At 57.1% G+C, this 14,008-nt stretch carries 11 protein-coding genes; 5 read left to right on the top strand and 6 right to left on the bottom strand.

The window, feature by feature from the left end:
• Nucleotides 1–86 precede the first annotated feature (86 nt).
• Both BN4575_RS00755 and BN4575_RS00760 read right to left on the bottom strand, forming a co-directional pair.
• A complete protein-coding gene (locus BN4575_RS00755) occupies nt 87–851 on the bottom strand; it encodes a DODA-type extradiol aromatic ring-opening family dioxygenase (RefSeq protein ID WP_068976742.1) in 765 nt (254 codons plus the stop codon).
• Nucleotides 852–1,026: 175 nt separating this feature from the next.
• Nucleotides 1,027–1,269, bottom strand: a complete 243-nt coding sequence (locus BN4575_RS00760) for a hypothetical protein (protein WP_068976743.1) — start codon at nt 1,267–1,269, stop codon at nt 1,027–1,029.
• Nucleotides 1,270–1,577: 308 nt separating this feature from the next.
• Here BN4575_RS00760 and pykF point away from each other — a divergent pair, with 308 nt between their 5' ends.
• The 3 genes from pykF (at nt 1,578) to BN4575_RS00775 (ending at nt 7,748) form a co-directional block, all read left to right on the top strand.
• Nucleotides 1,578–2,990, top strand: coding sequence for a pyruvate kinase PykF (gene pykF, locus BN4575_RS00765; protein WP_042020195.1), 1,413 nt, complete (start codon nt 1,578–1,580; stop codon nt 2,988–2,990).
• Nucleotides 2,991–3,139: 149 nt separating this feature from the next.
• Complete coding sequence (gene mscK / locus BN4575_RS00770) at nt 3,140–6,469, top strand: mechanosensitive channel MscK (RefSeq protein WP_068976744.1); 3,330 nt, start codon at nt 3,140–3,142, stop codon at nt 6,467–6,469.
• Between the two features lie 346 nt (nt 6,470–6,815).
• Nucleotides 6,816–7,748 carry a GGDEF domain-containing protein gene (locus BN4575_RS00775; RefSeq protein ID WP_068976745.1) on the top strand — a complete coding sequence of 311 codons (933 nt, stop codon included), beginning with the start codon at nt 6,816–6,818 and terminating at the stop codon, nt 7,746–7,748.
• A 99-nt stretch (nt 7,749–7,847) separates the two neighbouring features.
• On the opposite strand, the gene crr is transcribed toward BN4575_RS00775, so the two are convergent.
• From crr to cysK, 4 genes are all read right to left on the bottom strand, one after another.
• Nucleotides 7,848–8,357 carry a PTS glucose transporter subunit IIA gene (gene crr / locus BN4575_RS00780; RefSeq protein ID WP_042020191.1) on the bottom strand — a complete coding sequence of 170 codons (510 nt, stop codon included), beginning with the start codon at nt 8,355–8,357 and terminating at the stop codon, nt 7,848–7,850.
• A gap of 43 nt (nt 8,358–8,400) precedes the next feature.
• On the bottom strand, nt 8,401–10,128 hold the full coding sequence (gene ptsI / locus BN4575_RS00785; RefSeq protein ID WP_068976746.1) for a phosphoenolpyruvate-protein phosphotransferase PtsI: 1,728 nt from the start codon (nt 10,126–10,128) through the stop codon (nt 8,401–8,403).
• A gap of 44 nt (nt 10,129–10,172) precedes the next feature.
• Complete coding sequence (locus tag BN4575_RS00790; RefSeq protein WP_005338266.1) at nt 10,173–10,430, bottom strand: HPr family phosphocarrier protein; 258 nt, start codon at nt 10,428–10,430, stop codon at nt 10,173–10,175.
• 440 nt (nt 10,431–10,870) lie between these two features.
• The gene (gene cysK / locus BN4575_RS00795; protein ID WP_068976747.1) at nt 10,871–11,839 is read right to left on the bottom strand and encodes a cysteine synthase A; all 969 of its coding nucleotides are present in this window, start codon (nt 11,837–11,839) and stop codon (nt 10,871–10,873) included.
• A 159-nt stretch (nt 11,840–11,998) separates the two neighbouring features.
• Here cysK and BN4575_RS00800 point away from each other — a divergent pair, with 159 nt between their 5' ends.
• Nucleotides 11,999–12,841 carry an AAA family ATPase gene (locus tag BN4575_RS00800; RefSeq protein ID WP_068976748.1) on the top strand — a complete coding sequence of 281 codons (843 nt, stop codon included), beginning with the start codon at nt 11,999–12,001 and terminating at the stop codon, nt 12,839–12,841.
• Between the two features lie 3 nt (nt 12,842–12,844).
• Nucleotides 12,845–14,008, top strand: a complete 1,164-nt coding sequence (locus tag BN4575_RS00805; RefSeq protein WP_068976749.1) for a vWA domain-containing protein — start codon at nt 12,845–12,847, stop codon at nt 14,006–14,008.

Consider the following 14,008-nt stretch of genomic DNA (forward strand, 5'->3'; position numbering starts at 1 on the left):
TCAATCACCAATACCATCAGCTCAATCACCACGCCATAAACCACAAGACCCCGCCAATTGGCGGGGTCTTGTTGTAAGGGAGGCTATCAACCGAAGCGGTAGGCGCCCATATAGAGGCTGCCGCCATCCCAGCTTTCGTGCAGCCGGGTGGGCGCCACACCATCGGCCGCCCCCAGCGCCACAAAGAGTGGGCGCAGGTGGTCGTCGTGGGGATGGGACTCCACCGCTCCGGGAGCCAGCCGACGATAGTCGAGCAGCGCCAGCCGATCCTCGTCAGCCATCTTCTGCTCCAGCCAACCGACAAACTGGCTGGCCCACTCCGGCACCGGTGAATCATCCGGCCCCAGCGCCCGCAGGTTGTGGGTGATGGCGCCGGAGGCGAGGATGCCAATCCCCTGACTGCGCAGCGCCCCCAGCACCTCCCCCAGCTGCCACAACTGGGCCGGGGTGAAACTGGCGGGGATGGAGATCTGCAGCAGCGGGATCTCGCTCTCAGGGTCGATCAGGGAGAGCGGTGACCAGACCCCGTGATCCAGCTCGCGCCGCACCGGGGTGGCGGTCAGTCCCGCCAGCGCCAGCTGGTCGCTCACCCCCTGCTGCAACCACTCGGGGCTGCGGGCAGGCCAGCGCATCCGGTAGAGGGGCTCGGGAAAGCCGTAGAAGTCATACATCAGCGCCGGTTTAGGCTCGACGTTGATCTGCAGCTCGCGGCTGAACCAGTGGGCGGAGATGACCACCAACCCCTTGAGCTCACCCAGACGCAGGGTACGCAGAAAGCGGGTGGCGGGTTGCTCACGCAGTACCAGATCCGGTGCGCCGTGAGAGATAAACCAGACGGGGGCGAGGGACATAAAGCGAACTCCAACAAGGTGTCAGGGGGCGATACCTGAGGGGATATCGCTGTTGGAATCGATTATCACCCTGCCATTTAAGGTGAACAATCCAGCAAGATAGATAAGCACTATCAACCAATGGTTGATAATTTCACCCCTTCACTCCTTCACGACCGAGAAGCGGCAATACATATCAAGGCGGTGGTGCATCCGGCTGCGGTCGGGGAGCACGAAGCGCCATCCGGGTCGCGGCGCCATGATCCTGCCACTCCCGCCACGCCAGCCCCTCGGCGGCAGCCTCCTCTGTCACCGGATGGGAGAAGCTCGCAAACAGACGAAGGTTGTCAGGCCAGCAGTGACCAGGCAGTGCCTGAACCAGCAGCAGGGCGGTGCCCAGCAAGAGCAGGGCCAATCCGGTTTCATGGCTGTTTTTCATCCCGACCTCCTTCACCTGCGCGCCAATGAACTAACATTTTTGCGCAAGCTGGTGACAAGACGGTGACAGTGGGGGGGTGGTCATTTTACAACATCTGAACCTCAACCGGGCCAAACCACCACAGGTGGTAACATTCGTGTCCCGTCAGTCCGGATCAGTGGCCGTATATCCTAAATAGTGACCGATAGGAAAACGTTATCCCTTAAAAGAAAACGTTATCTGGTCAAAACGTTGTTTCTGGATCATAAAAAGATTCCAAAAACTGGTGTATATTGCTCGGCGGAAATTCCTTAACCATGAAGATTGACATGAAAAAGACCAAAATCGTCTGCACCATCGGTCCGAAGACCGAATCCAAAGAAATGCTGGCCAAAATGCTGGATGCCGGCATGAACGTCATGCGCCTGAACTTCTCCCACGGTGACTACGCCGAACACGGCGGTCGTATCAGCAACCTGCGCGCAGTAATGGCCGAAACCGGCACCCACGCAGCTATCCTGCTGGACACCAAGGGTCCGGAAATCCGTACCATCAAGCTGGAAGGCGGCAATGACGTCGCGCTGGTCGCTGGCCAGACTTTCACCTTCACCACCGACCAGACCGTGGTTGGTAACAAAGACAAAGTAGCTGTGACCTATGCCGGTTTCGCCAACGACCTGCGCGTCGGCAACCGCATCCTGGTTGATGACGGCCTGATCGGTCTGGACGTTATCGAAATCACCGAGCGCGAAGTTATCTGTAAAGTGCTGAACAACGGTGATCTGGGCGAGAACAAAGGCGTTAACCTGCCGGGCGTCTCCATCAAGCTGCCGGCCCTGGCCGAGAAAGACAAGCGCGACCTGATCTTCGGTTGCGAGCAAGGCGTTGATTTCGTTGCTGCTTCCTTCATCCGTAAGAAAGAAGACGTACTGGAAATCCGTGAGCACCTGAAAGCCCACGGTGGCGAGAACATCCAGATCATCTCCAAAATCGAAAACCAGGAAGGCCTGGACAACTTCGACGAGATCCTGGCTGTCTCCGACGGCATCATGGTTGCTCGTGGCGACATGGGTGTAGAAATTCCGGTTGAAGAAGTTATCTTCGCCCAGAAGATGATCATCACCAAGTGCAACAAGGCACGTAAAGTGGTTATCACTGCCACCCAGATGCTGGATTCCATGATCAAGAACCCGCGTCCGACCCGCGCCGAAGCTGGTGACGTGGCTAACGCCGTGCTGGATGGTACCGACGCAGTGATGCTGTCCGGTGAGTCCGCCAAGGGTAAGTACCCGCTGGAAGCCGTGACCATCATGGCCACCATCTGCGAGCGTACCGATGCAGTGATGCAATCCAACCTGTCTGCTGCCAATGACAGCAACAAGCTGCGCATCACCGAAGCCGTTTGTAAAGGTGCCGTAGAGACCTCCGAGAAGCTGGACGCCCCGCTGATCGTGGTTGCTACCGAAGGCGGCAAATCTGCCAAAGCCATTCGCAAGTACTTCCCGCAAGCCTGGATCCTGGCCATCACCACCAACAAGAAAACTGCTGCCCAGCTGGTTCTGACCAAGGGTGTGGTTGCTCATGTTGTTGACAGCATCGCTTCTACCGACGATTTCTATCGCATCGGTAAAGAAGCTGCGCTGCAAAGCGGTATGGGCCTGAAGGGTGACGTAGTTGTTATGGTCTCCGGTGCACTGGTACCGAGCGGCACTACCAACACCGCTTCTGTTCACGTTCTTTAATCAGAGCTGAACAACGTGAAAACGGCGCCTTCAGGCGCCGTTTTTTTTATCCCTCCCCCTGCTTACCAGACCATCCCGGTGTTAGAATCCACGCCAATTTAATCTATGTGGGAAGTTTCCCACGCCCCGTGTAATAACCCGGAAGTTATATGCCCTCAATACGTTTTAAAAGAGCCTCGGCCACCCTGTTGCCGCTGCTCTGTCTAATCTCCAGTCTCTGCACCCCGCTCGCCATGGCGCAAGATGTGCCCTCTCGAGCCACAGTTCAGCGCACGCTGGACAGTCTGGCGAAAACAGAAACGCCGACGGTCAGCCAGCAAGAGGATCAGAAGTTGCTGACCGCAACCCTCGCCCTGCTCGACAGCATCGACAAGGAAGAGGCCAAAGCTAAAACCCAGGCCCAGCGCATCCGCAACCTGCCCACCGAGCTCAACGAGATCAGTGCCAAGATCGATGCCCTGACCAAAGGCAAGAGCGTCGAGCAGATCAAGAGCGAATACGCCAGCATGAGTCTGGCGGAGCTCGATAGCCGCCAGCCGGAAGTACTGGCCAATATGCAGGGAGCCCAGGAGGCGCTAGGCGCCATTGGCAGTCAGCTGACCACTCTGCAGACCCTGCCGGAGCGTGCCCAGACCAGCATGAGCCGCGCCTACCAGCGCAGCCAGGAGATCCGCAGCCGTCTCAATGCAGGCGAAACTGTCAGCAGTGCCGAGAAGATGAAGCTGAACGCCGAATCCGCACTGCTGGATCTGCAACTGGCGCTCCTGCAAAAGGATTTGGATAACCGCACCAGCATGCAGGATCTGGCGGTCAAACAGCGCGACTACCAAAGTGCCCGTCTCGCCAGCGAAGAGCAGAAGCTGCAACTGCTGCAGGAGCAGAGCAGTGCCAAGCGCCTTGGCGACACCGAAAAAACGGCCGAACAGACCGGTGAACTGGTCGCCAGCGAAGATAACCCGCTGGTGCAAAAAGAGCAGGAACTCAACCACCAGCTGAGTCAGCAGTTAGTCAACGCCACCAGCAACCTCAACTCGCTGGTACAAAAAAACCTGCAAGCCAAGACCTGGTTAGAACGCGGCATCCAGACCGAGCGCAACCTGAACGAACAGGTACAGATGCTCAAAGGCAATCTGCTGCTCTCTCGTATCCTCTATCAGCTCTACCAGCAACTGGAGGCGGCCCCCGCAATCGCCGTCAAGAATCTGGAAGAGCAGATCGCCGATCTGCATCTGGCCCAGTTCGAACTGAGCCAGCAGCGTGACCAGCTGTTCCAGAAGAACCTCTATCTGGACAACCTGATTGCTGGCAGCAAGGATCCGGTCAGCGAGGAGGACAAGGCCAGCCTTGCCAAGCTGCTCGATACCCGTATCAACCTGCTCGACCAGCTTAACCGCCAACTCGACAGCCAGCTCACCAACGCCATCAGCCTGCAGCTGACCCAGCAGCAGCTGGCCCGTACCCACGACGCTATCGAGTTTACCCTGCAGCAGCACATCTTCTGGGTAAGCAGCAACAAGCCTATCGACAGCAAGTGGCTTATCAACTGGCCCACCCAGGCTTACAAACAAGCCTCTGACTGGGTGCTCAAGCCCGACTGGAAGCACTGGCGCGCACAGCTGCTGGCGGTCTCCGTACTGGCCTTCCCGCTGTTGCTGATCGGGGGCGTACTGATGTGGAAGCGCCCCATCCTTATCGAACAACAGAAGCGGATCACCAAAGATCTGGGTCGCTTCCGTCAAGACAGCCAGTGGCACACCCCCAAGGCGCTGCTGTTCACCCTGTTGCATCGCCTGCCGGGCAGCCTGTTCATTCTGGCTGGCGGCCTGTTAATCACCTACTGCGGTCTGCTCAGCCCGAAACTGACGTTCCAGATCACCCTCAACCTCGCCCTCGGTTATCTGGTATTCAGTGTCTATCTGGCCGTGATGCGTCCGGGCGGCATCGCCGAATCCCACTTCCGGATCCCGAAGGCGGAGTTGCAGGCCACACACACCAGCATGCGCTACCTCTGGCTGCCACTGCTGCCGCTGATCATGCTCGCAACCAAGGCGGTGGTTGAACCCTCGACTCTTGGCAACGACGTGATCGGCCAAGGTATGACGCTCTTCCTGCTTGGACTGGCCGCCTATCTGGTGTTCCCCATCTCCCGCGCCCGCATCAAGGGCGAGGCGAGCATGCAAAAGTCGATCATCGCGATCGCGCTGGCACTGGCGCCAGTGGCACTCATCGTGTTGGCGGTGCTTGGTTACTACTACACAGCACTGAAGCTGACCGGTCGCCTGATCGAATCCTTCTACCTGCTGATTACCTGGGGTTTGATCTACCGTACCGCCCTGCGTGGTCTGGAGCTGGCCGCCCGTCGCCTGGCTTATCGCCGCGCAGTCGCCAAACGTGATCACAAGTCTCAGGAAGATGCAGAAGGTGGCGAATCCATTGAAGAACAGCCGATGGATCTGGAGGATGTCAGCCAGCAATCCCTGCGCCTGACCCGTACCGTGCTGCTGGTGATCTTCGGCGTGGCCTTCTACTGGCTCTGGTCTGATCTGGTGGCGGTATTCTCTTACCTCGATAGCATGGTGTTGTGGCACAAGAGCGAAGGAACCGGCGCCAATGCCATCCTCTTCCCGGTTAGCCTCAGTGATGTGCTGATCGGCTTCCTCATGCTCGGTGGTGCCTGGTCACTGGCCCGCAACCTGCCGGGTCTGCTGGAAGTACTGGTGCTTTCACGGTTACGCCTGGCCCAGGGTACTGCCTACGCCTTCACCACCATGCTCAACTACCTGCTGATTGGGGTAGGTACCCTGACCGCCCTCTCCATGATGGGCGTGCAGTGGGACAAGCTGCAGTGGGTCGCGGGTGGTCTGTCGGTCGGTATCGGTTTCGGTATGAAGGAGATACTCTCCAACTTCGTCTCCGGCATCATCATTCTGTTTGAACGTCCGGTACGGATCGGTGACACCGTCACTATCGGCTCCTTCTCCGGTACCGTCTCCAAGATCCGTATCCGCGCCACCACCCTGACCGACTTCGACCGCAAAGAGGTGATCATCCCCAACCAGCAGTTGATGACCGAACGGCTGATCAACTGGTCCCTCAGTGATACCGTCACCCGGGTTATTGTGCGAGTCGGTGTGGCCTATGGTTCGGATCTGGAGCTGACCCGCACCCTGCTCAAACAGGCTGCGGATGAGAACAGCCGTGTACTGAAAGACCCGTCACCTATCGTCTACTTCCTCACCTTTGGCGCCAGCACCCTGGATCATGAGCTGCGCTTCTTCGTGAGCGAACTGGGTGATCGCAACCCGGCGGTGGACGAGTTGAACCGCAAGATCGATCAGCTGTTCCGCGAGAATGGCATCGAGATCGCCTTCAACCAGATGGATGTCTATATCAAGAACATGCAGGGAGAAGAGCAGAAGGTGGAGTCCAGCTCCACCGCCCTGCCGCCTCCAGCTGAAGATGGCAAGCAGCCAGCCTGATAGCCCAGCTGCAATGACTTGATGACAAAAGCCGCTCACCCAAGGGGAGCGGCTTTTTCATGGCTATCTCTCAATGATCTGTTGAAAGGCTAATCTTGGCATAACACCTCAGTTCCAGGCCTACCATCATGGATATCTCAGCCTTTCAATACCGGTTGCCGGTATCTACAAAGACCGCTGTAAGCAGAGTTCAATCCAAACATGTTCAGACTGTCTCATCCCCCTGCGAGCACCACCAGACCGATCGGAAAACCCCATCCCGCAGTCGCTATAAATCGGTTTACCACCCCGGGGCACTGACCTATGGTAAAGCATGCAATATATGCATCAAGGAGCCAGGTTCCCGATGAATGACCTAGAACTGCAACAGATCCTGTTTCGCTCCTTCGATGTAATACCGCTGCCTATTCTGGTGTCGGAAGCCATTACGCGACCCGATAGCACCTCACCGGACCTGCTTTCGCAACGGCTCCACCGTTTTATCAACAAGGCATTCCTTGAACAACTGGGTTACGACCTTGCTGATCTGCCGGACATGGCCTCCTGGTTTCGACTCGCCTACCCGGATGAAGGGTATCGTCGCACCATCATAGATGCCTGGCATACCCAGGTGGAGCAGAGCCTGGCTCAAGGGCTGGAAGTCGCCGAAATGCCTGCGCTGATCCGCTGCAAGAACGGTCAGTCCCGTTGGTTTGTCGCCACCGCACAACTGGGGGCGGATGCCATCCCTGATTGCCATATCATCACCTTTCGCGACATTCACGACCTGCAGTGCATGGTGGAAGAGGTGAGTCGCCTCTCCTGTACCGATCCCCTCACCGAACTGACCAACCGGCGCGGGGCCCAGCAACAGCTGCAGGCCCACTGGTTGCAAGATGAGACCCTGGCGGTGGTACTGGGGGATATCGACCATTTCAAGCTGATCAACGACTGTTATGGTCATCCTGCAGGCGATGCCGTGCTCTGTGCCGTCGCTCACGCCATGGCCAGCCAACTGCTGCCAGGAGAGAGCCTGGCCCGCTGGGGCGGGGAAGAGTTTTTGCTGATCTTGCCAGGTTGCACCATCGAGCAGGCCGTATTACGTGCCGAGCAGCTGCGACAGCAGGTCTGTGCCACCCGCTTACCGTGGCAAGGGGAGCAGCTCTCGATCACCATCAGCTTGGGTTGTGCCAGCATGAAGAGCCAGGAGAGCCTCGACAATCTGCTGATGATGGCCGACCGGGCCCTCTATCAAGCCAAGGCACAGGGGCGTAATAGGGTTGTCATCTCGGCGGAATAAAGTCGTGATCAGAAGGGGAAGCCGACTCCCGGCCATAAAAAAACCGAAGCACCAGGCTTCGGTTTTTTATTGCAGCAACTGGCTTGCGCCAGCCGGGCATTACTTCTTGATACGGATAACCGGGGTCTCGCCCACAGTCACAGCACCAGTCAGTTTGATCAGCTCTTTGATCTCATCCATGTTGGAGATGACAACCGGCGTCAGGGTAGACTTGGCTTTCGCTTCCAGAATGGCCAGATCGAACTCGATGATGGTGTCGCCACGCTTGACCTGCTGGCCTTCATGAGCGATACGAGTGAAACCTTCACCCTTCAGTTCAACGGTGTCGATACCGAAGTGAACGAACAGCTCGATACCTGAGTCGGATTCCAGAGAGAACGCGTGGTTGGTCTCGAAAATCTTGCCGATGGTACCATCGCACGGAGCAACCATCTTGTTGCCAGTTGGCTTGATGGCAATACCGTCACCCACGATCTTCTCAGCGAAGACAACATCAGGCACATCTTCGATCGGTACGATTTCACCTGACAGCGGGGCATACAGCTCAATGCCACCGGTATCAGAGCTATCATCGGAAACCAGTTTCTTCAGTTTATCAAACAGACCCATAGTAAAGCTCCTAGAGATGATTTGTCGCTGCTTGCAGCCGATCTTAGCAGACTGCTTTTTGCTTAATAAAGTTATCTACGCAAGCTTCAATTTCAGCTGCAGTGGCAAAGCTCAGCGCCTGCTCGGCCATTGCCTTAACATCTTCAAAGTTGGTGTTGCGGATAAGCTTCTTGATACGCGGTACAGAGATGGCGCTCATGGAGAACTCATCCAGACCCATACCCAGCAGCAGCAGGGTGGCGCGCTCGTCACCGGCCAGTTCACCACACATACCGGTCCACTTACCTTCGGCGTGGGACGCATCGATAACCATCTTGATCAGAGTCAGGACGGAGGGCGACAGCGGGTTGTACATGGCGGAAATCATCTCGTTACCACGATCGACAGCCAGAGTGTACTGGGTCAGGTCGTTGGTACCGATACTGAAGAAATCCACTTCCTTGGCCAGATGGTGAGCCATCACGGCCGCAGCCGGGGTCTCGACCATGATACCCACTTCGATGGATTCATCAAAGGTTTTGCCTTCAGCACGCAGTTCGGCTTTCAGCGTCTCTACCGTTGCTTTCAGGCTACGGAACTCTTCGACAGAGATGATCATCGGGAACATGATGCGCAGTTTGCCGAAGGCAGACGCACGCAGAATGGCCCGCAGCTGAGCGTTCATGATGTCTGCGCGGTCAAAGAAGATCCGCACGGCACGCCAGCCCAGGAAAGGGTTCATCTCTTTCGGGAAATTCATGTACGGCAGTTCTTTGTCGCCGCCGATATCCATGGTGCGCACGATGATCGGCTGATCCGGCATCGCTTCGGCCACTTCTTTATAGGCTTTGAACTGCTCGTCTTCGGTCGGCAGCGCATCACGATCCATAAACAGGAACTCGGTACGGTACAGACCTACGCCTTCGGCGCCATTGCGGATGGCACCTTCGGTATCCTTGACGGTACCGATGTTGGCGCACACTTCGACCTGATGACCATCCAGGGTGATGGCAGGCAAGTCTTTCAGCTTGGCCAGCTCATCTTTCTCGGCCTGGAACTGGGCCTGGAACTTCTTGGCCTCGGTCAGCTGTTCAGCGGTCGGATTGACAATAATCTGGTTGTTGATCCCATCAAGGATCAGCAGGTCACCATTGTTGACACGCGCAGTGATGTCGTTGGTGCCCACGATGGCCGGCAGCTCCAGAGAGCGGGCCATGATGGAGGTGTGAGAGGTACGGCCACCGATATCGGTGACAAAACCCAGCACATATTTCAGATTGATCTGAGCAGTTTCAGACGGGGTCAGGTCTTTGGCGACCAGGATAACCTCTTCGTCGATGGTGCTCAGGTTGACAACGGCGATGCCCAGTACGTTCTTCACCAGACGGGTACCGATGTCACGGAAGTCAGTGGCGCGCTCACGCAGATAAGGGTCATCCAGATCAGCCATCATTTTGGCGTACTGTTCGATCACCTCATAAACGGCTTTGTCAGCGGAAGCCTTGTTGTCTTTGATGAAGGATCTGATATCCCCTTCCAGCTCCTCATCTTCGAGCAGCATGATGTGGCCTTCGAAGATGGCCTCTTTTTCCTCACCGAAGGTGCGACCGGCCATGGTTTTGATGGCTTCCAGCTGAGCAGCTGACTTGGTACGAGCTTCGAGGAAACGGTTGATCTCGACATCAATCTGCTCGGCAGAAATTTTGCCCTGATTGATAACGATTTCATCTTCTTTAAGAAGAAGCGCCTTACCGAATGCGATACCGGGGGACGCAAGAATGCCAGATATCATAATCCTTCCTATTAAAACGACTGTGGGGGAGGAATAAAGCTGGATTACTCCAGCTCGTCCATCAGGGCAACCAGCTTCTCAACAGCTTGTTGAGCGTCCGGACCATCGGCCTGGATGGTCACGTTGGTGCCCTTGGTCAGGCCCAGGGTCTGCAACTTGAACAGGCTCTTGGCGCTGGCGGACTTGCCACCGGAGACCACAGTGATCTCGCTTTGGAATTCTTTGGCTTCTTTCACGAACTGAGCTGCCGGACGGGTGTGCAGGCCGTTTTCAGCAGTGATAACAACAGACTTCTCGTACATGGTTTCACCCCATATTATTGATATTTTTTGGTGGATTGGTCGGTTTTGAAGCGCCCTGACCCACCGTGTCAGTATGGATATGTTGTAAAGTAACGAAAGCAGACCCGCAATAGCTTAATCCAGGTCAAGTTTCTGTGCAGTAATCGGCGCGCTGGTTGGCAATTTTCAGTTATTGGGCTACAAGCCGCATCAGGACTGGCCTGAAATTATTTTATAACGAAAAATAACACTTTGTTACTTTGTGATACCAAGCCAGCAAACACCGCGTGACGCCGCACAGGATATGAGATTTGCCGCACGATGTCTGCTTTTTTTCTCATGCAGGAACTTGTTATTTTACCCCAAAAAATAAGAAACAAGTGACACTAACTGGCGCTGAGTCTAGCCCATAAAGAAGCGGCGCTCCTGAGAGCGCCGCTTCTTTGACAAAATCCGATCAGTTACTGTTGCAGCTCTTGCTCGCTGAATACCCCGGCAAACAGGGCGCTGGAGAGGTAACGCTCCGCCGCGCTCGGCAGTATCACGACAATCGTTTTTCCTTCGAATTCTGGCAGTTCTGCCAGACGACTGGCCGCCACTACTGCGGCACCCGAGCTGATACCTGCCAGAATGCCCTCTTCCTCCATCAGACGGCGGGCCATCTCGATGGCTTCGTCGCTGGTGACCTGCTCAACCCGATCAATCAGGGACAGGTCCAGGTTGCCCGGGATAAAGCCGGCGCCGATCCCCTGGATCTTGTGGGGACCCGGTTTGATCTCTTCACCGGCCAGCTTCTGGCTGATGACCGGCGACTCGGCCGGTTCGACCGCGACAGAGACCACCGCCTTGCCCTGAGTCTGCTTCAGATAACGGGAGACACCGGTAAGGGTGCCACCGGTACCGACCCCGGCCACAAACACATCTACCTCGCCATCGGTGGCATCCCAGATCTCGGGGCCTGTGGTCTTTTCATGGATCTCCGGGTTGGCCGGGTTTTCAAACTGTTGCAGCAACACATACTTGCCCGGCTCGGATTCAAGGATCTCGTTGGCCTTGGCAATGGCTCCCTTCATACCGAGCGGCCCTTCGGTCAGCACCAGATTGGCACCGAGCGCCTTGAGCAGCTTGCGGCGCTCCAGGCTCATGGTGGCGGGCATGGTCAACGTAATGGCATAACCGCGAGCCGCCGCAACAAACGCCAGAGCAATACCGGTATTACCGCTGGTGGGCTCGATGATCTCCTTACCCTTGGTCAGGATGCCGCGCTTCTCGGCATCCCAGATCAGGTTGGCACCGATACGGCACTTGACGCTGAAACTCGGGTTACGGCTCTCGATCTTGGCCAGCACGCGGCCTTTGGTAACACGGTTGAGACGAACCAGCGGGGTGAGACCGATAGTCTGGCTGTTGTCCTCAAAAATTTTGCTCATGGTGCTATCCCTGTGTTTGTTACGACGATGAAACAAGATTACCCTGTGATTTCTGAATGAGAAGTGACTATTCGTTATAACCATATGGTATTACAACATATAGAGCTTATTCTCTCTGGCCCCTGACTCCGGGCGCCAATCGTCAAAGGAACCGACGTTATGGGATTTTCAGGAAGCAGCGATTATCTCGCCTCCGATGCATTGAGGATGGCGGTCAATGCCGCCATCACCCTCGAAAAGCCGCTGCTGATCAAAGGGGAACCGGGCACCGGCAAGACGGTGCTGGCAGAAGCGGTCGCCGACCATCTCGGCACAGACCTCATTGCCTGGCATATCAAGTCCACCACCAAGGCCCAGCAGGGGCTCTACGAATACGATGCTGTGGCCCGGCTGCGCGACTCCCAGCTCGGCGACCCTAAAGTGGCCGATATCAGCCACTACATTCGCCAGGGCAAGCTGTGGCAGGCTTTCAGCGCCGAGCTGCGGCCGGTACTGCTGATCGACGAGATCGACAAGGCCGATATCGAATTCCCCAACGATCTGCTGCTGGAGCTGGATCGGATGGAGTTCGATGTCTACGAGACCGGCGAGCGAGTTAAGGCGCGCCAGCGGCCGGTGGTCATCATCACCTCCAACAATGAAAAAGAGCTGCCGGATGCCTTCCTGCGCCGCTGTTTCTTCCACTACATCCGCTTCCCCGACAAGGGCGAGATGCAGGCCATCGTCAAACTCCACTACCCCAACCTCAAGGAGAGCCTGCTCGGCGAGGCGATGGATCTCTTCTTCGAGCTGCGCGAGGTTGAGGGGCTGCGCAAGAAGCCCTCCACCTCCGAACTATTGGACTGGATCCGGCTGCTCTTGGCCGACGATATCGCCCCCGAGGCGATGCGCGCCCGCGAGCCGGGCAAGCTGGTGCCCGCGCTTTACGGCGCCCTGCTCAAGACCGAGCAGGATCTGCATCTATTCGAGAAGCTCGCCTTTTTGGCCCGGCGCGGCAGCTGACCCATGCTGATCGACTTTTTTACCCACCTGCGCCGCCACAAGCTCCCCTGCAGCCTGCGCGAACTGCTGGACTTGCACGCCGCGCTGGCAGCCCGGCTGGTCACTGTCGATATGGATGAGTTCTACCAACTCTCCCGCTGCCTGCTGGTAAAAGACGAGGCCCACTACGATCGCTTCGATCGCGCCTTCGCCGAGTACTACGAGGGGCTGGACGCCATCCCCCTGCTGCCGGAGAGCCTGCCCGAGGAGTGGCTGCGCAAGGAGTTCGAGCGACTGTTGAGCCCAGAGGAGAAGGCGCTGCTCAAATCCCTCGGCGGACTCGACAAGCTGCTGGAGACCCTTAATCAGCGGTTGAACGAGCAGAAAGAGCGCCATGCCGGTGGCAACAAGTGGGTAGGAACCGGTGGCAGCAGCCCGTTTGGCCACGGCGGTTTTCACCCCGAGGGCATTCGCATGGGTGGAGAGGGGCAGCACGGCAAGGCGGTCAAGGTGTGGGAGGCTCGTCACTATCGCAACTTCAGCGACGACTCGCCGCTCGGCCAGCGTGCCATCCAGCTGGCACTGCGCAAGCTCAGACGCTGGGTGCGCAAGGGCAATCCCGACGAGCTGGATCTCGACGACACCATAAAAAGCTCTGCCCGCCAAGGGTGGCTCGATGTGAAGCTGCGACCCGAGCGCCACAACGGGGTGAAGCTATTGGTCTTTTTCGATGTGGGGGGCTCCATGGATGCCCACGTGGCAGAGGTGCAGCGCCTGTTCTCTGCCCTGCGCCACGAGTTCAAGCATCTGGAGTACTTCTATTTTCACAACTGCCTCTACGACTTCGTCTGGAAGGATAACGAGCGCCGCTTTGAGGAGCGGTTCGACACCCTGCGGCTGCTGCGCACCTACGGCAGCGACTACCGGGTAATTTTGGTGGGAGACGCCAAGATGGGTCCCTACGAGATCAGCTGGCCCGGCGGCAGCGTCGAGCAGTGGAACGAGGAGTCGGGTCAGGTATGGCTCACTCGCTTGCAGCAGCACTTTCCCAAGCTGGTGTGGATCAACCCTATTCCGCGGCGGGAGTGGCTCTGGCACCCCTCCATCAAGTTGATGAATGACGTGGTTGGCGGGCGGATGCATCCGCTGACCCTGGCGGGTCTCGCTGCGGCGATCGACCAGCTGTAA

This window comes from Aeromonas sp. EERV15 (genome assembly GCF_900079845.1).
Taxonomy (GTDB): Bacteria; Pseudomonadota; Gammaproteobacteria; order Enterobacterales; family Aeromonadaceae; genus Aeromonas; species Aeromonas sobria.